This window comes from Singulisphaera rosea (assembly GCF_054877945.1).
On sequence record NZ_JBTYIP020000040.1, the window covers coordinates 39,549 to 65,702 of the forward strand.

The 26,154-nt window shown below is 65.3% G+C and carries 17 protein-coding genes; 8 read left to right on the forward strand and 9 right to left on the reverse strand.

Annotation, left to right across the window (positions count from 1 at the left end):
* Positions 1-44: 44 nt before the first annotated feature.
* Positions 45-4,289 carry a serine/threonine-protein kinase gene (locus ACYOEI_RS37485; protein ID WP_462855561.1) on the reverse strand — a complete coding sequence of 1,415 codons (4,245 nt, stop codon included), beginning with the start codon at positions 4,287-4,289 and terminating at the stop codon, positions 45-47.
* Positions 4,282-4,875 carry an RNA polymerase sigma factor gene (locus tag ACYOEI_RS37490; protein WP_462855562.1) on the reverse strand — a complete coding sequence of 198 codons (594 nt, stop codon included), beginning with the start codon at positions 4,873-4,875 and terminating at the stop codon, positions 4,282-4,284. The genes ACYOEI_RS37485 and ACYOEI_RS37490 overlap by 8 nt, the downstream gene beginning before the upstream one ends.
* 752 nt (positions 4,876-5,627) lie before the next feature.
* On the opposite strand from ACYOEI_RS37490, the gene ACYOEI_RS37495 reads away from it, so the two are divergent.
* A complete protein-coding gene (locus ACYOEI_RS37495; RefSeq protein ID WP_462855564.1) occupies positions 5,628-6,113 on the forward strand; it encodes a hypothetical protein in 486 nt (161 codons plus the stop codon).
* Between the two features lie 123 nt (positions 6,114-6,236).
* On the opposite strand, the gene ACYOEI_RS37500 is transcribed toward ACYOEI_RS37495, so the two are convergent.
* A complete protein-coding gene (locus tag ACYOEI_RS37500; protein ID WP_462855565.1) occupies positions 6,237-6,539 on the reverse strand; it encodes a hypothetical protein in 303 nt (100 codons plus the stop codon).
* Positions 6,540-6,548: 9 nt separating this feature from the next.
* Entirely contained in the window at positions 6,549-7,193 is a 645-nt protein-coding gene (locus tag ACYOEI_RS37505) for a hypothetical protein (RefSeq protein WP_462855566.1), read from the reverse strand.
* A 149-nt stretch (positions 7,194-7,342) separates the two neighbouring features.
* On the opposite strand from ACYOEI_RS37505, the gene ACYOEI_RS37510 reads away from it, so the two are divergent.
* Positions 7,343-11,227, forward strand: a complete 3,885-nt coding sequence (locus ACYOEI_RS37510; RefSeq protein WP_462855568.1) for a 3-keto-alpha-glucoside-1,2-lyase-like domain-containing protein — start codon at positions 7,343-7,345, stop codon at positions 11,225-11,227.
* A 341-nt stretch (positions 11,228-11,568) separates the two neighbouring features.
* Positions 11,569-13,569: a serine hydrolase gene (locus ACYOEI_RS37515; protein WP_462855569.1), complete on the forward strand. Its 2,001-nt coding sequence runs from the start codon at positions 11,569-11,571 to the stop codon at positions 13,567-13,569.
* A gap of 409 nt (positions 13,570-13,978) precedes the next feature.
* Here the strand turns inward: ACYOEI_RS37515 and ACYOEI_RS37520 are convergent, their stop codons facing one another.
* Positions 13,979-14,395, reverse strand: coding sequence for a hypothetical protein (locus tag ACYOEI_RS37520; protein WP_462855570.1), 417 nt, complete (start codon positions 14,393-14,395; stop codon positions 13,979-13,981).
* A gap of 1,195 nt (positions 14,396-15,590) precedes the next feature.
* Between ACYOEI_RS37520 and ACYOEI_RS37525 the strand changes: the two genes are divergently transcribed.
* The 4 genes from ACYOEI_RS37525 to ACYOEI_RS37540 all read left to right on the forward strand — a co-directional run bounded on the left by ACYOEI_RS37525 (position 15,591) and on the right by ACYOEI_RS37540 (position 20,165).
* On the forward strand, positions 15,591-16,214 hold the full coding sequence (locus tag ACYOEI_RS37525; RefSeq protein ID WP_462855571.1) for an RNA polymerase sigma factor: 624 nt from the start codon (positions 15,591-15,593) through the stop codon (positions 16,212-16,214).
* Between the two features lie 83 nt (positions 16,215-16,297).
* Complete coding sequence (locus ACYOEI_RS37530; protein ID WP_462855573.1) at positions 16,298-18,367, forward strand: serine/threonine protein kinase; 2,070 nt, start codon at positions 16,298-16,300, stop codon at positions 18,365-18,367.
* Positions 18,368-18,470: 103 nt separating this feature from the next.
* Positions 18,471-19,001: a chitinase N-terminal domain-containing protein gene (locus ACYOEI_RS37535; RefSeq protein WP_462855575.1), complete on the forward strand. Its 531-nt coding sequence runs from the start codon at positions 18,471-18,473 to the stop codon at positions 18,999-19,001.
* Between the two features lie 165 nt (positions 19,002-19,166).
* Entirely contained in the window at positions 19,167-20,165 is a 999-nt protein-coding gene (locus ACYOEI_RS37540; RefSeq protein WP_462855576.1) for a DUF1559 family PulG-like putative transporter, read from the forward strand.
* Positions 20,166-20,208: 43 nt separating this feature from the next.
* Here ACYOEI_RS37540 and ACYOEI_RS37545 read toward each other — a convergent pair whose 3' ends face one another.
* Positions 20,209-21,261: a hypothetical protein gene (locus ACYOEI_RS37545; RefSeq protein ID WP_462855577.1), complete on the reverse strand. Its 1,053-nt coding sequence runs from the start codon at positions 21,259-21,261 to the stop codon at positions 20,209-20,211.
* A 207-nt stretch (positions 21,262-21,468) separates the two neighbouring features.
* Positions 21,469-23,598: a polymorphic toxin-type HINT domain-containing protein gene (locus ACYOEI_RS37550; RefSeq protein ID WP_462855578.1), complete on the reverse strand. Its 2,130-nt coding sequence runs from the start codon at positions 23,596-23,598 to the stop codon at positions 21,469-21,471.
* Positions 23,599-23,861: 263 nt separating this feature from the next.
* Between ACYOEI_RS37550 and ACYOEI_RS37555 the strand changes: the two genes are divergently transcribed.
* Positions 23,862-24,248, forward strand: coding sequence for a hypothetical protein (locus ACYOEI_RS37555; protein ID WP_462855579.1), 387 nt, complete (start codon positions 23,862-23,864; stop codon positions 24,246-24,248).
* Between the two features lie 182 nt (positions 24,249-24,430).
* Here the strand turns inward: ACYOEI_RS37555 and ACYOEI_RS37560 are convergent, their stop codons facing one another.
* Entirely contained in the window at positions 24,431-25,402 is a 972-nt protein-coding gene (locus tag ACYOEI_RS37560) for a hypothetical protein (RefSeq protein WP_462855580.1), read from the reverse strand.
* The gene (locus tag ACYOEI_RS37565) at positions 25,324-25,974 is read right to left on the reverse strand and encodes a DUF6896 domain-containing protein (protein ID WP_462855581.1); all 651 of its coding nucleotides are present in this window, start codon (positions 25,972-25,974) and stop codon (positions 25,324-25,326) included. Before ACYOEI_RS37565 ends, ACYOEI_RS37560 begins: the two co-directional genes overlap by 79 nt.
* Positions 25,975-26,154: the final 180 nt, after the last annotated feature.

The window sequence follows — 26,154 nt, forward strand, 5'->3', positions numbered from 1 at the left end:
GGATAAAACAAAACATGAAAATAAATATAATTGAATCACTGGTGTTACATCGGAAAGCCGGGGGCGAACATGGAGGCGATGTGGTCGGGGCGGCGGATGGCTTGGGTGGACATCCAGGCGTCGGCCTGGTTGCGGAGGGCGAGGCCCTCGTCGCCGCCGAGCAGGTTGCCGAGCCGGTGTTCGGCGACCGCGGCGCAGAGGGCCATGTCGGCCGTGCGGAAGCCCGAGGCGGCGGCGCGGAGGCGGGTGACGCACTCGTCCTGGCGACCCTGGAGCGACGCGAGCCCTGCGCGGGCGAGCGCGGATTGGGCGGCCGCCCAGGGGATGACCTCGCGGTCGAGCCGGGCGATGGCCTTCGAGGCCTCGCGGAGATAGAGGGCGGGGTCCCCTTCGCCGGTCGAGGCGGCGGAGAGGGCGCAACGCGCCCGCAGGCCCCACATCGCGACTCGGATGAACTGGACGCGGAGGAGCAGCGACTTCGAAAGGATCGGCCAGTGCTTCCGGATCCGTTCCCAGGCCGACTGCCCCTTGCCGAGGTAGAGCTCGATCTGGACGGTGGCCCAGACCAGGTCGTTGTGCTGGACGTGGTAGCCGTCCTGCGACCACTGGCTCATCACCCGCCCGGTCTCTTCGAGGGCCGCGGCCGGTTCGTCGGCCCCGAGGCGGGCGATCGACATGATATAAGTGCTCAAGTTCATCGCCGCGTAGAGGTCGCCACGCTCGAGGGCCTCGTTGATCAGCACCGGGACTCGGCGGGTGAGCTCGTCCCAGAGGCCCAGGTGCGACAGGGCCCAGAGCGCGTAGGCGTGCGCGGTGTCGAGCTCCCAGGCGACTCCCGTGCATTGGTCGCGGAAGATGACCTCGGATTTGTCGCAGGCCTCGAGGGCGGCCCGCCACCGGCATTCCAGATATGACGAGACGCCGACGGCCAGGGTGACCATCCCCGGCGCGTAGGGTTGGCCCGACTGCTGGGCGAGGGTCGCCGCCGTGTCGAGGAGCCGCACGGTCCGATGGTGGACGGCGGGTCCGCTCGTGGAGGTCTGGGCGGCCTCGACGGCCAGGGCGCGGGCGATGCGTAGGGGCTCGCCCGCCTTGAGGGCCAGGAGCAGGCCTCGGGTCTGGAAGTCGGCCCCTCGGATCCAGTCGACGTTGCTCAGGCCGATGCCGGCCGACCAGCTCACGTCGATCCGGCTGAGGTCGGCCGGGGAGAGCTGGCTCGTGTCCCGAGGCCGGAACCCCAGGCCCCGGAGGCGGAGCAGCCCTCGGCGGAGGAGGAGCGAGGCGAGGGCGCGATACGGCGAGCGCGGCAGCGTCATCCCGACGGCCCGGAGCACGTCGCGGAGCGCCTCCAGGCCCTGGTCGATGTGGCCGCTGATGAGGAATTGCATGGCGGCCCGGCGTCGGAGCTCGAGGGCCTCGGCGACGCTGGAGCCCTGGCAGGCCGAGAGATAGGCATTGGCGGACTCGGCCCCCCGGCCCGCGTTCTCGAGCGCCTGGCCGAGCTCCGAGCGGAGGCGGCGAGCCTCGACGTCTTCGACGGTGCCGGCCCCTCGGGGCCGGAGGTCGATGGCGAGCCGGTAGAGGGTCGCCGCGCGGTCGAACGCGAGCGCCTCGGCCGCCTGCGCGGCGGCGACGGCGAAATGGCCGCCGGCCCGATCGAGGATGCCGGCCTCCTGGAAGTGGACGCCCAGGACTTCGGGGTCAGCCCTCCCGGTGGCCTCGAGCGCGACGGCGAGTCGCCGGTGTCGTTCGGTCAGGGTCTTCGCCGGGAGGTGCGCGACGACGGTCTCACGGACTCGGTCGTGGTAGGTCTCGACCTGGTCCCCCTCGGAGGAGCTGCCGGCGACCCGGACGAGCCTCGCCGACCGCAGGAGGGCGAGGGCCGCTCGCTCGTCGCCGACGTCGCGCGCGAGACATTGCCAGGCGACGGACGGTTGGAGCGGCCTGCCCGAAACGGAGACGACTTCGAGGAGCTCCCTCGCCTCGGCCGGGAGCCGCACGACCCGTGACCAGAGCACCTCGTCGAGCGCGATCGGGTCGCCGGCGCTGTGGGGCGTGTCGCCCCCCCCTGCCCCCTGCACCGAACGGACGAGCTCGGCGACGAAGAACGGGTTCCCCCCCGACTCCCGGGCGATCGCCTCGGCCTGGCCCTCGACGACGGGGCCTTGCCCGCCGAGCAGGCGCGTGGCGAGGGCTTTCGACTCGGCGTGCGAGAGCGGGTCGACGTCCAGGACTCGGTGGTCGAACGACTCCGAATCGGTCCAATCCCGGAGCGCCAGGAGGAAGGCGTTCTCCGAAGCCTCCTCGGTGCGGTAGCAGCCGAGCAGGAGGAAGACCGGTGGGTCGGGGGGGCGGAGGATCTCGGAGAGGACGGCCAGGCTGTCGGAGTCGCCCCACTGGAGGTCGTCGATCGCAAGGACGAGCGGCTGGCGGTCGCCCAGGCGGGCGAGGAGCTCGCGGAGGGCCGCATACGCCCGTCGGCGAAGCTGTTGGGGGTCGGGGATTTCGACGTCGCGCCGGGGCGAGGCGGCCACGGCGTCGACCCGCCGGAGCACCGGGAAGACCCGGGCGAGCGGGCCCACGTCGCGCGGGAGGACCTCCTTGACCGCGTGCGACGGGAGGCGCCGGAGGTATCGGCTGAGGGCGTCGATCAGGCTGTCGAGCGCCTTGTAAGGGACCGACTCGCGTTCGTAGCAGCGCCCCGAGAGGACCACCGCGTCTTCTCGCACGCTCAGGCCGTCGAGGAACTTCTGGACGAGCGCGCTCTTGCCGACGCCGGAGCGTCCCCGGACGAAGACGACGACGGGGCTCCCGCCGGAGAGGGCCTCGAGCGCCCCGGTCATGGCGGCGCGTTGCGACTCCCGGCCGACGAACGGGAGCTCGGTCCCCGGGATCGTCGAGATTGCCTCCGGTGCTTCGTCCTCGGCGGCGCCGAGGCGCTTGAGGACCTCGCGACCGGAGGGGCGTTGGCGAGGGTCGCGCCGGAGGAGTTCGACGCAGAGGGCGTTCAGGTCCTCGGGGACCTCGGCGTTCAGGTCGCGCGGGGGCTTCGGCTCGAGGCGCTGCTTGTCCATAAGGACCTGGAGCGAGCCGCCGACGAACGGGAGTCGGCCCGTGAGCGCTTCATATAAGATGACGCCGACGGCGTACCAGTCGCTCGCCTGGGTCAGGTGCTGCCCGGCGGCCTGCTCGGGGGCCATGTAGCCCGCCGTCCCGACGAGCTGCCCTTCGGTGCTGTCGCCTTGCTCCTGCTCGACCGCCAGGCCGAAGTCCATCACCACGACGCGCCCTTGTCGCGCGACCAGGACGTTCGAAGGCTTGATGTCGCGGTGCAGCTTCCCGGCCTGGTGCAGGGCCGTCAGGCCCTCGGCGAGCTGTCGGAGGGCTTTGCGGAGGCGGATCCTCTGGTCGGTCCCGAGCCCCTTCGATCGGTCGGAGGCGTTCGGGCGGGCGGCCAGGGCGAGTTGCCCCATCGGCCGCGACCCTCGGCGGACGTACTCGAGGAAGTCGACCGCGTCGAGCAACTCCATCACGATGAACCACGACCGCCCGTCGGAAATCAGCTCGTACAGGGTGATCAGGTTCGGGTGGGAGACGTCCAGCAGCGTGCGAAACTCTTGCTTGAACCGGTAGATCGCGCCGGGGTCGACCCGCTGCATTGTCTTGACCGCGACGTCGACCCCCCGGTTCCGATCCCTGGCCCGGTAGACGACCCCCATCCCCCCTCGGCCGAGGACGTCGACGATGTCGTAGCCGTCGAGGATCGGCCATTCCTTCGCGGAGGTCGGCAAAGGGATTGGAAGCGGCGGGGGCTCGGACGACCCGAGGGCGACCGACTCGGCCGTGAAGTCGGCGGGTTCGAGGATGACGGCCTCGATGGACGAGGACTCCTCGATAGGCAGGACGGTCGCGACTTCGGAGCCCTCATCCTCGGAGTCAAGGATCGTCGACTGATGGGAGACGTTGTCGATCGCGCCGTGGATTTCGAAGAGGTCGCGGAGGGGGGCGGCGAGGTCGGGGAAGCGGGCTTGGTACTCGCCGAGGGAGGCGGCTTGCCCACGCTCCTCGCGCAGGACGACCTCGTTGTAGATCAGGTCGAGCAGCCCCTCGGGATCATCGCCGAGGGTCGGGAATCTTGCGAGGTAGTCTTCGACCGTGGCCGGCTCTCCGCGCCTCCAGCGGTTCCTCTGGTCGTCGAGGATCACCGGGATGGGGGGAGTCGGCCCGCCTTCCGCCGATTCGAGCCCGGAGGGGGGGAATGGGGTTGGCTGGTCGAGGGAATCAGCCATCGTCGGATTCGTCCAGGCCGATCTCTCGGGCGACTCGAGAGACGGCCCGAGAGAGCTTCTTGCGGAGGGCTTCGGCGTTCCCCCCCTGCTCCGCGGCGACCTCGGCCCACTCCCGGCCTTCCTGGCGGAGTTCCAGCAGGCGTCGTTCGTCGGGAGACAGCCGCGCCTGGGCCTCTTGCAGGAGCTCGCGGGCCGAGCAGATCCGGCTCGGGGTCGCGTCCTTCCCGGCGACTTCGACGGCCTCGAACGCGCCCTGGTCGACGCGACGGACGTCGCGACGCGCGGCGCGTTGGCCGTTCGCCTGATTCGCGAGTTTGTTCTTGGCCATCGTCGCCAGCAGTCGCATGAGCTGGTCGGGCGTGTCGAGCTCGTACTGCCCCATCGCCGCGCGGACGAAGAAGCTGGCCATGACGGACTGGCAGATGTCCATGGAATCGAGGACGCGACCGAGCCGAGGGTCCGCCAGTCGGACCCTGGCCGCGCGTCGGACCATCGGCTCGAACCGGCGGACGAGCTCCGCCGCTGCCGTGTCCTCGCCCGCACGGACTCGTCCGATCAGATCCTGGAACGTCTCAGTGTCCGACATCGCGATAGCTCCTCGAAAAGAGGCCGGCCTCCCCGATTGTACCGGGAGGAACCGGTCCTACTCCACGGTTTGCAGGAGGCTTGGGCGGAAAAGGGATCGACTACGCTGATGGTAGGACGCCGGGCCCGGTTCATCACCCCGAGCCCGGCGTGTGACGGGTTCGAAACCCGGCATATTCTTCAAAACCGGCGTTCTGCCGCAGTCGCTGCCGATCCCTCCAGGGACCTCGCAGACCGGGTTCATTCTCTCGGACGGACTATTACAAGCCCGAAGCGCAAGCGAGTGGATCCATCCCGCAGACGTCGAAAATCATTCACTCGCTTGCGCTTCGGGCTTGTACTGTCGAGTAGCGGAACTCGGATGTTGACCGCAAGACCCGTTCAGGGCTCAACGTGTTGGGCCTGGCTCGGCGGTCATCGTCCTCGAGGGCCGGACAAGCGGTGGGAAGATCGGCAAGCAGTCTGTCCCGCAACAGAACGCGATCCCATACGCTTCGTGACCATCCAGACGCTCGACCTGGCCAAAAAGTTCTCGAATCCCGCGAATGGCCCCGCACTACCGATCACGAAGACCTGGCGAGGCTCCATGCATCGATGGAAGCACGCCTCGAACATGCCTTCATCCCGTTCAACGACCCTGTCGGATTTATGTGTTTCGCCCTGTTCGTATCGAACGCGTGTTTCGTTGACCTTGAGTGGTCACGCGAGGCATCCCTTGCCGTTTTTGTCGGCAGAGGTTTTAGTGAAAATTATATGAAGACAAGTTGGGTTCTCCTTGTCGGCGACGACCAGGACGGCGGGATCTTCACCCGGACGTTCGGGAAGCTGGTCCTGACCCCAAACTCCTGGTTCGACCAGGCCCGTGACAGCTTCATCTCCTGGCCCGAGTTCTTCGAGCGGGTGCGAGCCGAAACCGAGGAGACCTTCGTCGCCTGGGCCCATCGCCACAGGGCCCTCGGACAACCGATCAAACAGATCTCGCAAAAGCCCTACGCCTACTCGCTCGCAAGTGACCCCGGCATTCGCTTGCGGAACGAGTCTAACACGCCCCTCCTCTACCAATTTCGCTGGACCGGCGAGGACGACTGGGAGAACGCCCGGATCGCTCCCAGATCCGTGAACCGTCACGCCCCGCCCCCGGCCCGAAGCGGCGAACCCGCCCAGCTCGACATCCGCTACGAGGGGGGCAAGACGGCCGAGCTCAAGGTCGGCAAGGCTTACCGGTTCCACGAGAAGTGAACCGACGTTTGAGGGGAGGTTGCAAGGCGAACCTTCAGCCCTTGGACTCTCTATCGTCGCACGATGCTCACCGGATCGACTGGGGCATGACGCATCGATGGGAACTTGCTCGACGATCGGTTTTCATTCGTGGATGTAGGCCCAGGTGCGAATCCGTTCGACTCCGTTGTCCTGAATCCTCTTGGGGTAATTCTCCGACGGCCAGTAGATGAACCAATCGAAGTTGAAGATGCCGGATGGGCAGTTGATCTTCAGTTCGTACGTGTCGGGCTTCCGATCGAGGTCGTTCCGGCCCTTGCTGTAGATCCAGTCAGGATATCCAATCATTTGGGTGCTGGGTATTTGCGGGAGATATCGGGGGACGAGGAGGCTGAGTTCCTCCGGGTAATCACCCTTGTCGCGACGATACTGTGCGAGGGCTTGCACGATGCCGTCTCACACGCGGGAAGCCCGGACGAACGCCTGGTGCCGAAACGACCATGTCGATCTCAAGGCCAGGATCGTGAGCACAAGAAAGCACCCGCACGCCAGTGCCTTCGAGATCCGTTTCACGAACTCGCCATCGGTGTGGCAAAAAATAAGACTTGTGATCAAAAAATAAATAATAAATAATGGAGATATAAATATAGAGAGAATCGAAAACCTGGACGCGATGAGGAGGAGGTCGGCGACGATGCCGAGGAATGCCGGGTACGGCAGGAGGCACATGCTCTGGGAGACAATGAGAATCGGGGGAAACAACAGCGCTGGGAGCCACCAAAACACCAGCGTTGGGAGCCACCGATCCTTCAGCGTGGTCATTTTCCCCTCCACCTGTTGTGTTACTCGTCCTCGCCCCCTCATCAACCAAGGATGACATCCGCCGCCCTGGATGTCCACGGGGGTGGCGTTGGTGCGAACCGCCGCTTCGCCAAACTTGCCTGGGATCGGCCTGGGGTCGGTGAAGTGGGTGAACGCAACGCCAGGCTGGCCGAATCGATATTCGTTCGTATGGGGAGATTGAGGTTTTTCGGAAATCGCCGGGGCGAAGTCCCAATCCTGGCCCCGATCGTAGATAGTCTGTCGAGGGGAAAGCGCCACCCCAATCCCAAAACAGGTCGAGTGCTGGAGTTCCTTCGTTGGGACTCCTCGTCACGCCAGGGGTCGGCGTTGATAGGCTCCGAATGTCGTCGAGTCGAGCTTCGGCCGGGGATCACGGTAGGCGGCCCATTCGGGAGGAGTCATCCACGATGCGCCAGGGCCTTGAGGTCGTCGTGCTCGTCGTTCTGTCCGCGACTGTATGCGTCGCGAAGAACGCTTCCGGAGGTTTGGGCTCGGGGGTTTTCGACGAGGCCCGGCTCTTCTCGGGGGCGGCTGCGGCCCGAGGGGTGGAGAGTCTCCGCGCGTTCGAGAAGGCCAAACGACACCCGATCTACGTCGTGACCGCCGAGTCGCTGGGCGGGCAGAGCCCTCGCGATCGCGCGATCGCCGAGGCGGGGCGTCGAGGTCCGGGGGGGCTGACGATCCTCATCACGAAGAAGGACCACCGCATCTTCGTCTGGCCTGACCCCGAGGCCCTCGACGTTTTTCCGCGGTCGTTGACGGTCGACCTCTCCGACGCCCTGCTCCGTGCGCTCCGCCAGGGGCAGCCCGACGAGGCCTTGCACGCGGCGACGACGATCCTCATGGTCTCGTCAGGTGCGGTGGCGAAGCCCGAGAATCCCACGGACACAATCTGGACGACGGACGTCGGCGAGGCGGACGCTGGCCAGGCCTTGTTCAACGGAGACGACCTGGGCGGGTGGAGCGTCGTCGTGGGGGATCCCAAACTCTGGTCGACGGCCGAAGGCGAGGTTCGGTTCGCCGGCGACCTCGGCGCGATCTTCACCGAGACGGACTACTCGGATTTCGAGCTTGGCCTTGAGTACAAGCTCGGCGAGAGCGCAGACGTCGGGGTCGCGCTCCGGTGCCAGGCCTCGGGCGACCCGTCGACGGCAGGCTGGGAGGTGCGACTGGTCGACGAGGGGATCCACCGAGGCCTGAAACCCGAAGAACGCCATGGCGCGATCCTCGGCGTTTCTCCTCCGTTGCGGTCGGTTGCGAGGCCCGTGGGCGAGTGGAACCGGCTCCGTATCGTCGCGCAGAACCGGAAAATCTTCGTCTCCCTCAACGACGTGACGATCCAGGACTTCGACCTCGACGCCCGGCGACAGGACGCGACGGCACACCCCGGCCTCTTCCGGACCGGTGGGCGGATCGGCCTTCGGGGACGTGAAGACTCCGTCGCCTTCCGCAATGTCCGCGTCCGCGAGATCCAGGGGCAGCCCACGCCGGTCTTCGACTCGGGGGGGCACCAGGCGAGGGTCACCGACGTGGCCTTCACCCCCGATGGTCGGTCGCTGGTCTCGGTCTCGTTCGACAAGAGCGTCCGGGTCTGGGAGGTCGCGAGCGGGAACCTTGCCTCGACCTTCCGTCCCCCCTCGGGGCGCCGAAGGATTGGCGAGCTCTTCGCGGTCGCCGTCGCTCCCGACGGCCGGACGATCGCCGTCGCCGGCTATTATCCCCACGCATATCTGATCGATCTCGAATCCGGCCGGCTCGTCCGCTCGTTGGACGGCCACTCGAGCTCCATCGAGAGTGTCGCGTTCTCCCCCGACGGCCAGCAGGTGGCGACGGCCAGCGGCGACGGGACCGCCCGGACCTGGGACGTGAAGACCGGCCGGGTTGTGCGGACGTTCTCCACGCGCAAGATCCGCGTCCATCAGGTTGCGTACTCTCCCGACGGAAGCCGCCTGGCTGCAGTCTTTGCCGACGGTGGGGCGATCGTGTGGTCAATCGAGGATGGGGCTACCGTCGCCGAGTTGCCGAAGGAGACCCACGCGACTTCTGTGGCCTGGGCCCCGGACGGCTCTCGTCTGGTTTCGGGAACGTCCGACTCCAAGGTTGTGGCCTGGGACCTGACCGGCAAGGTCCAAAAGAGCATCGCCGTCCCCGGGAAAGTCGGCCAGGTGAGATTCGTGGGAGGCTCACGCAAGCTGCTCTACACCTGGAGCACGGCCAAGACCCCGAAGCCCGAGTCGGGGGCGGTCGTCCTCGACCTCGAGTCGGGAAAACCCCTGTCGCGCTTCGACCAGTCGACCTTCCGAGTCCTCTGTGGGGCGGTCTCGCCCGACGGCGTGCTCGCCGCCACCGCGGGGGACGACCCCGCGGATCTGCGGATCTGGCGTACGGAGGACGGTGAGCCTCGGCATCAGCTCCGAGGCAAGGGGAGCGTGAAATGGAGCGCCGGCTGGGGGCCGGACGGGCACGAGATCGTCTGGGGAAACGAGCTCTACCGCGACCGCGCCCCCAGGCAGAACGACCACGGGCCGCTCGACCATTCGTTCCGGTTCGACACGCTCGAGCTGGGCGAGCCGCATGGGGCGATGGTCCGAGGGCGGAGCACGTCCGGCGACCTCGCCTTCAAGGCCGAAGGGCCGAAGACGATCGCCGTCGTGCGGGGCCAGGAGGTTTTGAACCGGATCGACACCGCGCCCCTCGGCGGACAGCCCGGCTGCGTCACCTGGCTCGACGACGACCGCCTGCTCGTAGGGAGCCTCTTCGGTGACCTCACCATGGTCGAGGCCAAGACGGGCAAACTGATCCGACGGTACCAGGGCCACCTCGGGGCTGTCCGGGCGATTGGCCCGTCGCCCGACCGTCGCTACTTCCTCACCGCGGCCTTCGACCACGTCCTGCGAGTCTGGTCGTCCGAGCGGGCGGCGACCCTGCTGGTCCTCTACGTGACCGACGGCGGCGACTGGATCGTTTCGACCCCGGGCGGCTATTATGCCGCCTCGCCGGGGGGCGAGCCGTTCATCGGCTGGCGCGTGGGCCGGGGGATGAACGCCATGGCGTCGTATTATCCCGCTTCGCAGTTCCGCAGGACGCTCTACCGCCCCGACGTGATCAAGCGACTGCTCGAGGACGGGAGCCTGGAGTCGGCCCTCGCCGGTGCCGACGCGGCCGGGGGAAGAGAGGGGCGACCGGTCGAAGTCGCCGAGATCCTCCCCCCGAAAGTGGCCATCACCTCGCCGAAGGCCGGCCGGACCCGGATCGAGACCCCGTCCCTGTCCGTCGAGGCGATCGCCTCGAGCTCGGGAGCGCACCCCCTGACTTCACTCCGGCTCCTGCTCGACGGCCGCCCCGTCCCCGACGGGCTCAAGGTGATCTCTGACGCGAGCCTCCGCGAGGGGCGCGGGGCGTGGACGGTCGAGATGCCTCAGGGCCGACACACCCTCGCCGTCCAGGCCGAGAGCGCCGTCAGCAAGGGGGTCTCCGAACGCGTCGAGATCGTCCGCGGGGACGAGGCGGGCGCCGCGAAGTCGTCGGGGACGTTGTACGTCCTGGCCGTCGGCATCAACCGCTACGCCCATCTCGGCTCGCGCTTCCAGCTCGGCAGCGCCGGGCCCGACGCCCGCTCGGTCGTCGAGGCGTTCCAGCAGCACAGCCGATCGCTCTACAAGGCCGTCCAGGCCCGGATCCTGGTCGACGGCCAGGCTACGCGTGCCAATATGCTCAAGAGCTTCCGCTGGTTGAAGGACGCCGCGAAGCCGGGGGACAAGGCCGTGGTCTACTACGCGGGACATGGCGACAACCGGCTCGCCTGGAGGTTCTGCATCCTCCCCACCGACGCGAAGCTCGACGACCTGAAGTCGACCGCGATCTCCGACGGCGACCTCGAGCGGGCGATCGGCGATTTGCCCTGCACGACCTTGCTCGTCCTCGACGCCTGCTACTCCGGGAGCTTCGGCGAGGCGTCGCGGAAGGCTCAGAAGAAGGCTCGAAAGCCCGGCGGTCTGTCGCGGTCGACCGACGCCCTGGCCGGATCCCTGGTCAACGAATACGGCCTCGCAATCCTCTGCGGCGCCCGCGGGGACCAGGAAGCGATCGAGGAAGGGGGCCACGGCTACTTCACCCAGGCCCTGGTGAGCGGCCTGGCCGGCGACGCCGACGTCAACCGAGATGGCGTGGTCGAGCTCTACGAACTCCTCCCCTTTGTCAAGTCGCGCGTGGACCAGCTCTCGTCGGGCGACCAGGTTCCCGTGGTCGGCCTTCCCCTCACCGTCGAGTCCTTCCCCCTCGGGAAGCCCTGAGTGTCGGGCTCGAAGCTTTTGCCGCGAAGCCACGGGTGGCTGATTGAGGTTGACGACCTCCGGCGAACCGTGGATAAGACGCATTACGACGAATTGTAGTAGGACGGTCGCGGCGCGGATGCGTGTTGCGAGCCGCCCTGCATTGGATTCTCGTTCAACGGATCGCAGGCCTGTTGTGTGGACGAGGGAGGGTTCCGTTCGCCGCATGCCGTCGGAGGACGCGGCTCGGCGTGTGTGCCGCTCAAGGACGCGGGGCAGCCTGGTTCGATCGCCCCGTCCGAGGAATGGACTACGTCCCGTCGAAACTCGAGTCTCATCGAGCCCACGAGGAATGATCGCTGATGACCTCTTCTCTCAAGTCGTGGTCGCTCAACCGGTGTGCCCTCGTCATCCTTGGCGCGACGCTGCTCGGGTCAGGCTCCGCTTCCGGGCAGACCGGCGTGGTCGGCATCGCCTACCCTGCAAATGGGATCACCATCGACGGTAATCTGGGAGATTGGCCGAAAGGGTTGCAAGCCTTCCCCATCGACCGCGTCGAATATGGTGACAGGCTTGGCGGAGATCGCGACCTGAAGGCCCACTTCCGGCTCGCCTACAACCCCGGAGAGCATGCCCTCTACGTCGCCGTCGAGGTTGACGACGATTCGACCATTCTCGACGGTCCTGGGGAATCCCGTTGGGATGGCCGGGACGGTTGTGAAGTCTTCCTCAATGTGCTCCATGACAACAGTGGATCGCCTTTCACTCAGTACTCTCGATACGGCGGTCATAACCGGGTCGTCGGACCGCCTGGAGTGTCCGAATCGTCGGTGAAGGTCGCGGTCGTCCGGGAGGATTCGCGGCTCCTCTATGAGTGGCGCATCGAGGTCGCCAGCGAGCTCGATCCTGACCGCGTGATCGGGTTTGACATCGCCGTGGCGGACAAGGACGCGGACGGCTCGTTCTCCTGGGCCGCCTGGGGGCGCGGGCCGCAGAAGATCAACATGCCGAACCGCCTGGTTTCTCATTCCGCCCTTCGCGGCGAATTCCTCCTCGTGAATCCCGGAACGCAATTCGGCGAGGCGACCGGATCCGTTGCCTGGAAGGACCCGTGGTCGGCGGCCCTGCCGACTCGAGTCCGCATCCAGTCGTCCCGCCACGGAGCGTTGTGGCGGACGGCGATCGTCGACCCGAAGGGAACTTACAAGGCCGACCACCTTCCCGTCGGTCCGTACACGATCCACTCGGTGGATAGTGCGGGCCTCCGGGTCGAGGAAGAGCCCCACGTCGATATCACCGTCGAAGCCGCCCAGACCGCGAGGGCCGACCTCCTCCCCGTCACGCCCATCCCCTGGCCGGGGCTGATCGGCACGGGTGGGGTACTACGGGGCGGGGGACCGTTCAACCCGGCCAAGTTCGACCGCTTCGTGAAAACGTATCTCGATTACTACAAAATTCCGGGCATCTCGGTCGCCGTGATCAAAGATTTCAAGGTCATCTACCACCACGGGTTCGGCGTCAAGAACACGACGACCAGGGAGCCGGTGACGGACGACACCGTGTTCGAAGCCGCCTCCATGACGAAACCGGTTCTCTCATACATGGTGCTCCGGCTTGTGGATCGAGGCGTCCTCGACCTCGAGACACCGCTCTACACCTATCTGCCCTGCGAAGACCTGGCCCACGACGATCGCCACAAGCGCATCACGGCCAGGATGGTGCTCACGCACCGGACCGGCCTGCCGAACTGGCGATCGGGAAAGCTTGGTTTTAAGGTCATGCCGGGTTCGGAGTTTACCTACTCGGGCGAGGGCTTCGTCTACCTCGGTAAGGTCGTCGAGCACGTGACGGGCAAGACGCTCGTCGACCTCTGCCGTGAGGAGGTGTTCGCACCGCTCGGGATCGAAAACGCCTCGCTCGTCTGGGACGAGGGCGTCGCGCGACTCGCCGCGACGGGCCACAACGGCACGACCCCGTTACAGACGATCAAGTGGGACGACCCCAACATGGCGGCGAGCCTCCACGTCGACGCCAAAAATTACGCCAGGTTTCTCATCGCCGTCCTCGAGGGCAAGGGCCTCGCCGCGGCGACGTCCAAGGAGATGCTCCGAAACCAGCAAGTGACGATTCCGAGTCGACCAAGAACGTCGTTGGGCCTGGGCATCGTCATAGAGGAAACGCCGCTCGGTGTCAACTACGGGCACAGCGGGGAGAACCCGGGCTTCACGAGCCGTTCCGTGTTGTATCCGGACCAAAGGATCGGGTACGTCTTGCTCGTTAACAATTACGACGTAGAAAAGTTCGACAAGGTGTTAAGTGCGTATCTGGTCGAGGGGAAGTCGGCCTTGAAGGATGATCATTGAGGACAACGACGTAGGATCCGCCACAGGTCAAAGAAGAGACCTTTTAGCCACGGATGAAACACGGATAAATCAAGAGATCGAAGAATTATCAGCAGATGACACAGATTGGAAATTGAATAAAATATTAAAATTTGTTTGAATCGAGTGTCTGTGTTAATCTGCGTAATCTGTTGATCGTTCTCTTGATTTATTCGTGTTCCATCCGTGTTTCATCCGTGGCTAACGAATTATCGAAACCGTGAGGCCCGAAAAGTCGACGACCCCCGGGACGGCCCGACGCGGCCTTCCCTGGGGGGCGTTCATTTGAGCAGGATCGGCCATGGCACAACCGACGAGGGTCGTCGGTTGTCGCAAGGGGATGGCTCGGCGCCCTCGGCGGGCGCCGAATGTTTCGATCGCGATCGCGACGTCACTCTTTCTTGACGGCGTCCTGGATCTTCTCGCCGCCCTTTTCGAGGCCGGCGCCGGCCTTCTCGACGACCTTGCCGGCCCCTTCGACGACCTTGGCGGCGGTCTCTCCGGCTTTCTCTTTCACCGTCTCAACGGCGGCCTTCTCGAGCTTCTCGCCGGCCTTCTCGATGGCGGTCCCGGCCTTCTCGACGACCTGACCCGTCTTGTCGGCGGCCTTGGCCCCGTATTCCTTGGCCTTATCCACGCCCTTGTGAATGGCCTCAGCGGCGTTGTGCTCCATCTGGCCGATCTTGCTGGGCTCGGCGGGCTGGCCCGGCGGAGGGGTCGTCTCCTCGCCGCCGCAGCCCGGAAGGGCCACGATCCCGAAGGCGAGCAACACGGCGGGGATGCAGTGCCACGAATTCGAAACTCGCATGTCGTCGGCTCCGTTTTTCGCGAAAGTTTGCGCCTGGAGCGAGCAGGAAGATGCAGGAGGACAATCCTCGAGGTCCGGGCTCGAGCCCTGACTTGCGATCTCCGATTCTCCGGCGATCCGACCGACGCAACGCCGATCGGAACAACGGCTATGATGGACTCGCCGGGGGGGGCCGGGCAAGGGCTTTCTCAACATCAATAGGGAGGGACGAGGCGTCGGGCGCCCAATCCTCGCAAACTGGGACACGCCAACCCTTCGTCTCGCAGGCTCCCCGAAACGCCGACCTGGCCCGGGGCGGCCGGGCGCGGCTCCCCGACATCCCCGAGCCAGGTCGTTTATTTTAGGCGGGAGGTGTGCGTCTCGTTAATTAGTCATTTTTTCCATATTTTTAATTATATTGAACACCTGAGGCGTGGTAACGCCTGAGCAAGTGCTCCATTCACGCGAACCGCGAATCCCCGGCCTGGCGGTCGGCCGATAGGAGCCCGCCGGCTCGGTCGCGTGGGACCGACCTGGGGCTCCGAACACAGAACGTTGGGACCTGTCGCGAAAAAACGAGACCGCTCATCTCGCGAGATCGGTTCTGTCATTCGCGTCGGCCGTGTCGCGGGTCCCGCGTACTCTGGGTAGCACCGGTTGGCACAACCGGTGTCGCGCAGCGACAAGAGGTCATTAGGTAAGTCGTCGAGTTTGTAGGTTGTCGCCAAACATGGACATGCGCATCGTCCCTGCCCACCGGAGTGATCCGTGGAAGGGAGGCCGACGTCATGGGCGGTGTACCTCTTGCCGCTGCTCGACAGGTGCTACCCTTGATCCGCTGTGGTCAAATCCTCGCGCGTCGAGAGTCTGGTCGAGATCTGCGAGGCGTGTCGAAAGTAGGCGGTCTATTCTTGGCGGCCGATTTCCCCGGATTTAATAAAGTCGCACTGGCGACTTGGTAACGTGTACGCCATACTTGGTATATTGGGAAGATAGGGGTAGCGAAGCGTGATCTCGCGATTCTGCCTTACCAAACCGGCTTGATGAGAGCCGGCCGGGGCGGGTCGATCCTCCTTCGGGATGACGCGGCATGGCCGCCCGCCGATGTCGACGGGGCTCGGCCGTTCGGCGGTTGCCGGGGGTGACCTCGATACGGGCCCCGCGGATTTCGGTGCGACGGTGCACGAGTTTCGACGCGGACGGGGTATTCAAGGAAATGCCCGTGACAGACTCGAACGTTAACTATGATGAGGGGTTCTCGACGACCTCGGTGACGTTGTTGGGCCGCGTCCGCGAGTCCGACCCGGGCGCCTGGGAACGGTTCGTGAACCTGTACGGCCCGCTCGTCTTCCGCTGGTGCCGCCGCGCGGGCCTGCAGGACGCGGACGCGGCCGATGTGGGACAGGACGTCTTCCGCACGGTCGCCCGCTCGATCGCAGAGTTCGAGCACGGCCGTAACGGGGGCTCCTTCCGCGGTTGGCTCTGGACGATCACCCGTTCCCGGATCCTCGACTTCCTCCGCAAGCACGAACACTCGGTCAAAGGGGTCGGCGGCAGCGACGCCCAGATGAGGCTCCTGGAGCTCGCCGACGTCGACCTGGACTCCGACGACCCGACGGATGACGACGACAAACTCCAACTCATCCGCCGAGGCGTCGAGATGGTCCTGGTGAACTGCAAGGAGCAGACGCGCCAGGCCTTCCTCCGGGTCGTGATCGAAGGGCACCACGCCGCGGACGTGGCGCGAGACCTGGGAATGACGGTGAACGCGGTCTACGTCGCCAAGTCCCACATCCTCCGTCGGCTCCGCGAGGAGCTCGCCGAGCTCGTCGAACTCTGAAATACGAAGGGGGATAGCCCCCCGCCCCGATCCCCGATTCATCCGTCTCCTCGTCCTCGACGAGGAAGGCTCGAGGAACGTCCATGGTCGCCTTCGCCCCCCAATACCCGGCGCCCGGCTGCCCCGATCGGGCGAAGCTCGTCGAGTTCGACCTGGGGCTGCTCGGCGAACTCGAACTCGAGTCCGTCGGCGAGCACCTCTCCTCCTGCGACCATTGCGAGGGAGTCCTCCGGGACCTGCATTCGCGGTCCGACGACGACCCCGTCCTCCGGCAGCTCAAACGCTCGATGGAAGGGCCGCCGACGCCGACCGAACCCGCCTGCGCCCGGATGGAGGCGTTGGCCAGGGCCTTCGGCCTCTCGGGGATGTTGTCGGGGCCGGGCCTCGACGACCCGATCGCCGGGGTCGACCTCGAAGGTCACCCTTCGTTCGGCCGATACGAGCTGCTCGAGAAGCTCGGCCAGGGGGGGATGGGGGTCGTCTATCGGGCGAGGCAGACGGCCCTCGACCGGCCGGTCGCCCTGAAGATGGTGCTGGCGGGCCACCACGCGGGGACCTCAGCCGTCGCCCGCTTCAACCTCGAAGGCAAGGCGATCGCCCGGCTCCGTCACCCGAACATCGTCCAGGTCTACGATCTCGGCGAGCACGACGGCCTCCCCTTCCTCTCGATGGAGCTGCTCGAAGGGGGGAGCCTCCGCGCCCGGCTCCGAAACGGCCCGATGGAGATCCGAGACGCCGCCGAGCTCCTGAGGACCCTCGCCCTCGCGGTGGCCTATGCCCACGACGAAGGGGTCGTGCACCGCGACCTGACGCCGGCGAACATCCTCTACGAACGGGAGGGGATGCCCAAGATCACCGACTTCGGGCTCGCCAAGCTCCTCGACTCCGAGTCCGACGACTCCGGCGAGATCCCCCTGACCGGGACCGGGACCGTCCTCGGCACGGCGCAGTACATGGCGCCCGAGCAGGCCGAAGGGCGGCCGGGTTCGAGCGGGACGTCGGCGGATGTTTACTCACTCGGCGCCATCCTCTACGAGACGCTGACCGGCCGACCCCCGTTCGTCGGCGGGACCAAGCTCGAGATCATCGACCTCGTCCGCAAGGCCGAGCCCGTCCCCCCCTCCCGGCTTCGGCCCGGGATCCCCTTCTGGCTCGAGTCGATCTGCCTCAAGTGCCTCGAGAAGGCGCCCGAGGTGCGCTACGGCTCGGCCCTGTCGCTGGCGACCGACCTCGATCGCTGGCTCCGCGACGAGCGGCCCCAGGGAGTTCCCAACCCCATCCGTCGTCTCACGCGGGTCCTTCGCAAGAACATGCTGGTCATGCTCGGCGGGTTGACCGTACTCGGTGCTGTCGCAGGCGCCTATCTCCGAGATCCGGACCGCCCGATGCGCGAGATCCGGAGCGAGCTCGCGAAGGGCCGGCCCGTGACGCTCGTCGGCAAAACGGGGGGGCCGCGATGGTCCCGCATGATCACGGCCAAGACGACCAGTCAGATCCATTCGGACCGTGCCGGTACGTTCAAACTCTCCGCGTTCACGGATATCTGTCTTCTCGAGCTCGTGCCCGATCCCCAGTGGCAAAGCTACCGGTTCTCTGCGCAAGTCCGACACGATAACGGCGATCCCCATAGCGAGGTCGGCCTCTACGTCGGCCGGCGAATGTATCCTTACGACGGAAAAGATGTTCACTTTTTTGTGCGGATGGACTTCAACGTCGTAGGGTCGCGTGCGGAATACCTGGGGCTCATCCCGGGACATCGTCCGCGAATCCCGCCTCCTCGGACCAACACCGTGCGGTTTCATCCTCATCTCTATTCGGATGAGACCGTCATGCCGAACATCGCGGCGCGCTTCCCTGGCGCCAGGGAATGGATCCGGTACGAACCGCTTGGCCTTAACAACGGCCGGTGGCATGACCTCGAGGTGGTCGTCACGCCCACGACGCTCACCGCAACCTGGAACGGGCAGAAGTGTCCCCTGCCCGTCGCCGATATCGAGCGCGACATCATCGACGATTCGGCAAAAGGCCCCGAGCTGTCCCCCATGCTCATCCCCAAGGGGCTCCGGCCGTCGTTCGACGCCCGAGGGGGCCTCGGTCTCTACATGAAGAGCGCGTCGGCCGCATTCCGATCGATCAGCCTCACTCCCTTGTAGCGCAACTCGGGTATTCACATCCTTGGAGGAATCCGACGTGGCGGTGAAGATCAAATGGCCGACCGGGTCCTATCCTGTCAGGACGGTTGCCGGAGCGTTTCCCGTGAGCGGTCGCGCCGGCGCGGCGATCACCAACGTGGCCGGGATATGCCGATCGTTATCCGAGCCCGAAGTGGTCGTCGAGGCGACGTGGGTGGAATACAGTCCCCGTCGGAACGGGGCTGACGGCGACGCCCGCTGGTTGATGGTCTTCCGGCTCACCAAACCGGGTGAGTACCAACTGACGGTGACCGGCTTCGACAAGGAGGGAACCCAGTCGTCGGACAACGTCCAGATCACCACGTCGGACCAGGACGGCAGTCCCCTTGGCTCGTCGTCGATCTCTTGGCCGAGTAACGGAGAAAACATCTCCGCCGAAGCAGACGATTTCTGCCCTTACGGCGAGCTGGATGACTACCCGCTCGGCTCCGTCACCTTGACGGGATCTCACACGGTCGCCCTGCTCAGTTCCTACGGGGACTACGTGACCTTGAACTTTTGGACGGCCCAATTCGATACCGTCCCACCCGGGAGCTACACACTCACGGTTAAGGACAGCAACAACAACGGGGATTACAAGCACATCACCGCCTGATCGGTCGGCTCGTTCCGCAAGCCCCGAGGCCCCACCGAGCGTCGATCCCACCTCGACCCGGCTATTCTCCAATTGGCCTCTTACGCTATCGATAATTTCGGATAAAATAAGCCGGTCGATAAATATTGTAAAATCGAGCGGTGGCATTCATCTCGGGGAAATCTCATGAGTCGTCGCGCGTTCACGTTGATCGAACTCCTGGTCGTGATCGCAATCATCGCGGTCCTGATCGCTCTGCTGCTCCCCGCCGTGCAGGCGGCTCGCGAGGCGGCGCGGCGGCTCCAGTGCGTCAACAACCTGAAGCAGATTGCCCTGGCTTCCCATAACTGCCTGGGGGCGAACGGAGCCTTCCCGCAGGGGATCACCCCGGCCCCTGCCCAGTCCTCGACGCTGGTGTCCCTCCTGCCCTGGATGGAGAACGTGCCGATCTATCAGGCGTTCAACTTCTCGAGCAACGTCACCACCTCGATGGATAACTTCACGGCCCGTTGCGCGTCGATCTCTTCGATCCTCTGCCCATCGGACCCCTCGACCGGGGTTTGGCCGGAGCCGACCCCTCCCCCCGGGCTCGCGGGGATCTCCATGGCCCGCTCGAATTATCTCGCCAACCTCGGCAAGAGCGGTTGGATCTATGACAAGCTCAACACGATCGTCAAGCCGACCGCCTACTGCGGCGTGTTCGCCGTCGGCTCGGCGACGAGGGACGCCGACATCCCCGACGGCACCAGCAACACCGCGCTCTTCGCCGAAATCAAACGCGGGGCGAACCCCTCGAGCAACTCCCTGAGCGTGACCATTACCACGCCCAACATCTGGGGAGCGACGAGCGCGGCGACCAACCCCAACAACCTGACCCCCCCGGCCGCGTGCAACAAGCCGGTGCTCCCCACTTACAACTTCACCGGGCTCCAGTACCAGCAAGGGTTCCTGATCACGACCTTCTACACCCACACGGTCCCGCCGAACTACACAGGCCGAGATTGTATCGGCCTGACCACGCTCCAGCAGGGACACCTCGCGTCGAGGAGCTATCATCCCGGTGGCGTCAACGTCGCCTTCGCCGACGGCTCGGTCCACTTCATCAAGTCGACCGTGCAGCTCGACGTCTGGAAGGCCCTGGGGACCAGAAGTGGCGGCGAGATCGTCGACAGCTCGGCTTATTGATGGTGACGAGCCGCGGGGTGATGCCTTTCCAAACCACAGTCACTCACCATTGGCTCAAGAGAAGATCACCCTTCGCGTTGTCGAGGATCTTGGCGACCGGCGTCCCGCCGTCGTCCTTGCCGTCGGGGCCGACGCTGTAGAGCAAGGCTCCGGACCCGGTGTTGCGATAGACCAGCGGTCCCTGTTTGGCCGCGAAGGGGTCGCTCGGGATGGCGGAGAGGAGCCCGGGCGTGAGGGCGGCGAGGCTCTCGGGGGCGTCGCCGTGCTCGAGGCGATAGGCCCGCAAGGCGAGGCTGGCGGTCAGGAGGTGGAGCCCCGCCTTTGTCCGCGTGTCGGCGAATTTGGTCGCGTCGAGGGCCGGCTTCAACAGGTTCTTCAATGTCGGGTTGAAGCTGATTTGGAGCCGCATTTGCCAGGTCGCGACGGACCATGAGAACTCTTCTTCCCGCCGGATCGTCTCCGCGACGGGCTCTCGACCTCGGTCGATCGCCTCGACCTCCTGGGCCAGGGTCTTGCACTGATCGACGTCGAGTTTTTCGACGAGATCTCGGAGGCCGCCGACCCCCATCGAGGTCGACGCCTGCCCGACCATGCTTTCGAGGATCAGCCCCCCTCGGCCGAGCGCCGAGCCGATTCGGATGAGGTCGAGGTTTGCGGCCGTCGCATCGCCCAGCCGGCCCTCCTTCGAGGCGAGGCTCGCCTCGCTCGCCAGGAGCCGCATCAGCTTCCGCAGATCCTGGATCAAGGGGATCTTGTGGGCCACGTTCGCTTCGATCGACGTCCCGACGATCGGCACCCCGATCTCCTTGCCGAGTCCGACCCGGGCGATGGCCAACGCCCTGCGGTTCGGCTCGACGTACTCCCGAAGCTCCTGGACGCTGGCCTTCCTCCAGTCCTTCGGCTCGTCCCCGAAGCACGTCTCGCCGGCCCGGACCAGGTCGTCGAAGCCGTTCGGGGTGGGGAGGCGTGGTGGTGTAAACCGAGGGGCCGGCCTGAGCGCGAAGCTGGCAATGAACATGCCCACGGCCAGCAAGATGAGGGCGAATCCCCCCGCGACGATCCACACCCACGTCTTCTGCCCCGTCTCCTCCGCCATGATCGGCCACCCCTCCCGAAAGACCCACTCATTCCCCTGCGTCGGGGAGTATTCGCCCCGTCGCCAAGATTCTTGCGAGGAATGCCCTCCCTGCCTGAATCGTTGTGGGGACGATTGGCAGGCATGGGACGATTCGGGATCGTCCGCCATCCTCGGGCTGGACGGGTTGGAGGTCCACAGCTTGGTGGAGATCGACTGGGGACCAGGTCACTTCGCGATGGCCTCGATCGCGGCGGTGGGGGGCGCATCGAACGGCGACGTTACCGGCTCGATCAGGCTGTTGTCGTGTACGAGTAGGCTTTGCTCGCCGACGAAATAGCTGTTGCCGGAGGCGACTTCCAGGTTGAAGACCGGTTGGACCGCCTCCTCCGTGATCGACTCGACCCGGGCGATGCCGCCGAGCGTCCGCACCGGATCGCCCGGCTTCAGGTCGCGCGCCATGGTCCATCCCTGGCCGGCCTTCCAGAAACGGTGGATCCTCGTCGCGACGATCGACTCTCCGCCGACGAGGAGCCGCAACGTCCGATTCGGCGAGTTGTGGTAGACCGCCACGATCGGCTGATAGCTCAGGATCCCGGACGTGGTCTCCTGCGTCAGGATCGCATCTCCGGCAAGGAGGTCTTCGATCTTTCGGAGCCCGTCGAGGGCCCGGACCTGCGTCCCCTTGGCGAAGCAGGAGTGGGGAGGATGGTAAACCACTCCCGTGGGAGCCCCCGTGCTGACGGTCACGGGCATGGCTTGCGGCTGGTATTCGATCGGGACCTCCTCGACGAACGTCTCCTTCTCCTGAGTGGCCGACTGGGACACGAACGCATAACCGCGGAGGTCATTTGCCCATTTTTGCCAGCTCTCTCGGTCGCGTCCCAGGTCCCCCTCCGCGAGCGAGACCAATACGTCGTGGGCCCTGTCGTTGGTCCGTTGGATCGCCTCGTTCTCGCGTTGGATCTGCTCGATGTCCCTGGACTGCTGCCAACGGGCGACCTCGGCCGCCTGTTGCGCATCGGCCTGCATCTGCCCGACAGGGATCGTGACCCGTTCCGGCGCGATCACGGTATAGGTGCCGACACGTCGGTTTTCGCCAGGAAACCCGGGTACTCCGTTCATCGGGCGTAGATTCAACGTGCTTTTGGCAAGTGCATTGCCCAAGCGTTGGGCTTCCGCTGCGCCGATGCCGGCTTTGGCGAGGCCCTGAGAGAGTTCGGTCGACAGGGCCGTTTGTCCCGCAGCCAGCGACCGAAGGTAATCCTGGGACACCGGCATCTCCACGGATCCAATGACCCTCGTCGCGTACGCCATCCCGGCCGCGTCGTAGTCGAGTTGGTCGCCGGGAGCCGCTTGAGGAGCCGTGGGCGGCGAGTACCGGCGCATCACCTGGCTCTTCTCATCCTCGACCACCAACTCACCCACTTCGCCGGGCCCACCGACGGGCCGCACGGCATACGTGATCGGTTCCCGCATCATCCCGATGAGGATGTCCGCGAAATCCCTCGCATCGCGACGACGGAGCAACTCCGCCGCGACTCGACGCGCCTCGGGCGACTTGCCGAAGATCGCCAGGATCGACAAGGCGTGGGAGGCCGACGGACTGTCGATCTGCCCGAGGCAACGGGCGGCCACCTCCTGCATCGCCCCGTCTCCCCCGGCGAAAACCGCACAGACGGTCGGGACCGCCCTGGGGTCGGTGACATCTATCAACGCCTGTTCGGCATCACGACGTTTCCGCGAATCTCCAAGCCAACCCCGCCACTTCTCCAGGAGGGGACGCCAGTGGAGGTTCGCCTTCTTTTGAGCCTCGGCCTCGCGAGCCTCCCTGGCGATCTGATCGTTCGTCCTCCACCGTCCCCGATGCTTCTTGAAACCGAGACGCTTCCAGGCCGCGTCCCGGTTCGGATCGAGCCTGACGACCGACCACAGGTGCGCGATCGCCGCGTCCGGGAGCCCGTTCTCCTCGCACCAGAGCACCAGCTTCCAATGGGCATCGGCCGTGTACGGGGCCTTCGCCCGTTTCTGCTTGTATCGCTCCAAGGCGACGCCGTATTCGCGGTCGGCGTTCAGGCGGTCGCTGAGGTTTTCGGGCCGCTGCCACTTGCCTCGATAGGAGACCAGGCCGAGGAGGCCTCGTGCCGACGCGTTCGAGGGATTCGAGAGCACCGCGACCGCCAGGTGCTTGAGCTTCTCGGCCTGGAGTCCGTGCGACTCGCACCAGAGCGCCAGCCTGACGTGAGCCTCCGAGTCGTGCCCGACCTTCGCTCGCGCCGACTCGTACGCCACCACGTCCTCGGGCGACGGGGACACTCCCAACGTGAAGGTCATTGCCAACAACAGGAGAGCAGGCACGGCGATCCTCCGATCATCCGAGGCGACCGACCCATCCGCATCTCGTTCAACGTTTGGATTTTGGAGCGTGATCGGCATCGAGACAAGATCGCCTCCTCCATTATGTGAGTGGCGTTCACGCTTCCAGGAAAGTCGCCGACGAACGGCGTCCCGATTCTCGATAAAACCGCGGTAAGGTGGCCCTCTCCGCGTCGCGACTCCTGTTAGAATCGACCGCCGCCCGAGTGGAATCGGCGGCTTGTGTTCGTGATGTGGTGGAGATTATGGCCAACTTCCGTTGCGAGCGGTTGTTCGTGATGCTCGACGAGCCGGTGCCGGGCCTCGACCACCTGAAAGCGGTCGACCCCGTCGAGTTCGCCTACCTCGGAGCCGAGGCCGACGCCGAGCAACTCGGCGTCACGCCTCTGGACGACTTCACCTTCGCCCCCTTCGAGCGGAAACGCTGGAGTCCCGCGGCCGAAGGTTTGACCACGGTGCGGGCACTCATCTCGCGATTCCAGGACCAACTGTCCTCCGAGCGTCCGGAGCACGCGGATCGAAATGAGGTGCTACACGGAAAGCTCGTCGTCCTGCGCCAAGTCGAGGCCGTCCTGGATGCCGCCGACAGCCGAGATCGCCGATTCTATCTCGCGGCCAAGGACCTCGCCTGACCTTCCGTTGTTCCGGCGCTAGCACAGATCGACGTCGCTCGCAACGCAGTAGACTTCCCGTCCGGTAGGCGGGGCACTCTCGCCCCGCTCTTGCTCCGGAAGCCGAGAGGAAGACTTCCGGGATGCATAATTAAGAATTGAAATTGAGTTTTTAATGTAGTTGTAAAGTTGTAAATGAAGATCTATCGCAGAACTCGAGTTGTCGGTGGTTCGGGAGGGATGACGTGTTTCACTTTCATCACCCGGTCGTGGAGCGCGTCCATCTCGTACCGGATCCGCTCGGCCCGGTCCTTCAGCGAGAGCTCATCGAGCGTGTAGAACGGCCCGAAACGCTTTCCTTCGAGATCCAGATAGCTGCCGTCACCCTTCTCATGCGGGTTCTGCTCCTCCCAGGCGAGGACGGCGTTTTGGGCCTCGTCATCCCCCAACTCCAGGAGGGCCGCCCGTACGTCGGCCGTCCTATGCTGGTCGTCCGAGGCGTGTAACGCGGCCATCAACTCCTGGCGGCTCCACGGTTTGGCAACGAGTGCCAGGATTGCCGCGACCATTGTTCGATTTCGCGGGATGTCGTCGATCAAACCTCTGCGGACGAGCGGAAGGGCCAACTCCGGGGCATACTCGAGGGCAACGAGGACCGCCTCCCCGATTTCCGAACCATCGACCTTCGGGAGTGCGGCGATGAGTTCCCCGGTGCGGTGCCCGTGTTCGAGGAGGTACTTGAGCGACTTCATCCAGAGATGTGGGTGGGGATGTTGGGACGTTGGATCAAGGTATGAGAAAAGGGCGAAGACAGGGTCGTACCAACGGGGGTTATTCTGATGCTCGATGATCGACAACGCCGCTAAGGTCTGGCCACTCGGCGGCTTGCGGAGAGCCTCTTCCAAGCATTGCTTCAGATCCACTGCCCCTAGATCGGCGAGCGCCCAGAGGGCGTCGGCACCTTGGTTTTGCGCTGCCAATTCACGTTTCAACCTCTCCCCGCGTAGCTCGCGGCACACGTTTGCCCTTGGGGCGGTCAACACCGTCAGATCGGGCTGACCCGCGGCGGCCTCGTCGGCCGCGGGCCAATCTCCGATCAGCGAGGATAGCCAGAGCCGGCGATGCGGGATCGCCCAGGCCGTGCAGAAGTCGGAGATGGCCTCGGATGAGGCCATGACGGCCTCCGCGATGCGGTAGGGATAGGCATCATGGTCCGGGAGGAGGTCAGGGCCCCGCACTTGAGCAAGTCGTCGGTCGCGATGCTCATCGCGGATCCTGAGGAATGGAGTTCCTTGAGCCGCAGCTCGGGAGGCTCCGGGCTCCGGAGTGACTCCGGATAGTTTTTGTAGAAAAACGTGTCGAAGTATTCTGATGAATCGTCCCAGAAGTCCACGTCGATGGATTGGCCTTCGACCTTATGACTGAGGCAACATCCCTGGCCGTGAAAGAAGTACTCCCACTCGGGAAGCCCGGGTACGGGGCCACTCTGCGGCATCCCGTCCGGATGCCCCAACACCCCCATTGCGGCCAGGTCGGAGGGGGCTCCGTGCAGCCGGGTCCGGATGATCTCGGCGACCCAAAGCTGCCGCTCTCGGTGCCGTACGAGCCCGATCAAGGCCCAGACTTCCCAAGGAGACGGCAGGACGCCCGGATCGGGTAACCCTCGGATCGACGCGGCGAGATCTCCAGGCTCGGGTTCCCCTGCGCGGGCGAACGCGCCAAGGAGTGCGTCCAGTTGGTGGCCCATCGCGGTCCTCGGCTCGTCGAAGGATTCACATCGGGACGTCGGTCGGGTGGGGCTTAAGTCGACTTTCGGACCCGACTGTTTTCCGCTCTCACGATTCTCTTGCGAGCACTTGACGTTGCGTCCAGCGATCGTAAACGATGAATGACCGTTGTGCGATTCAGTGCCCCCCCTTCCCTGTCC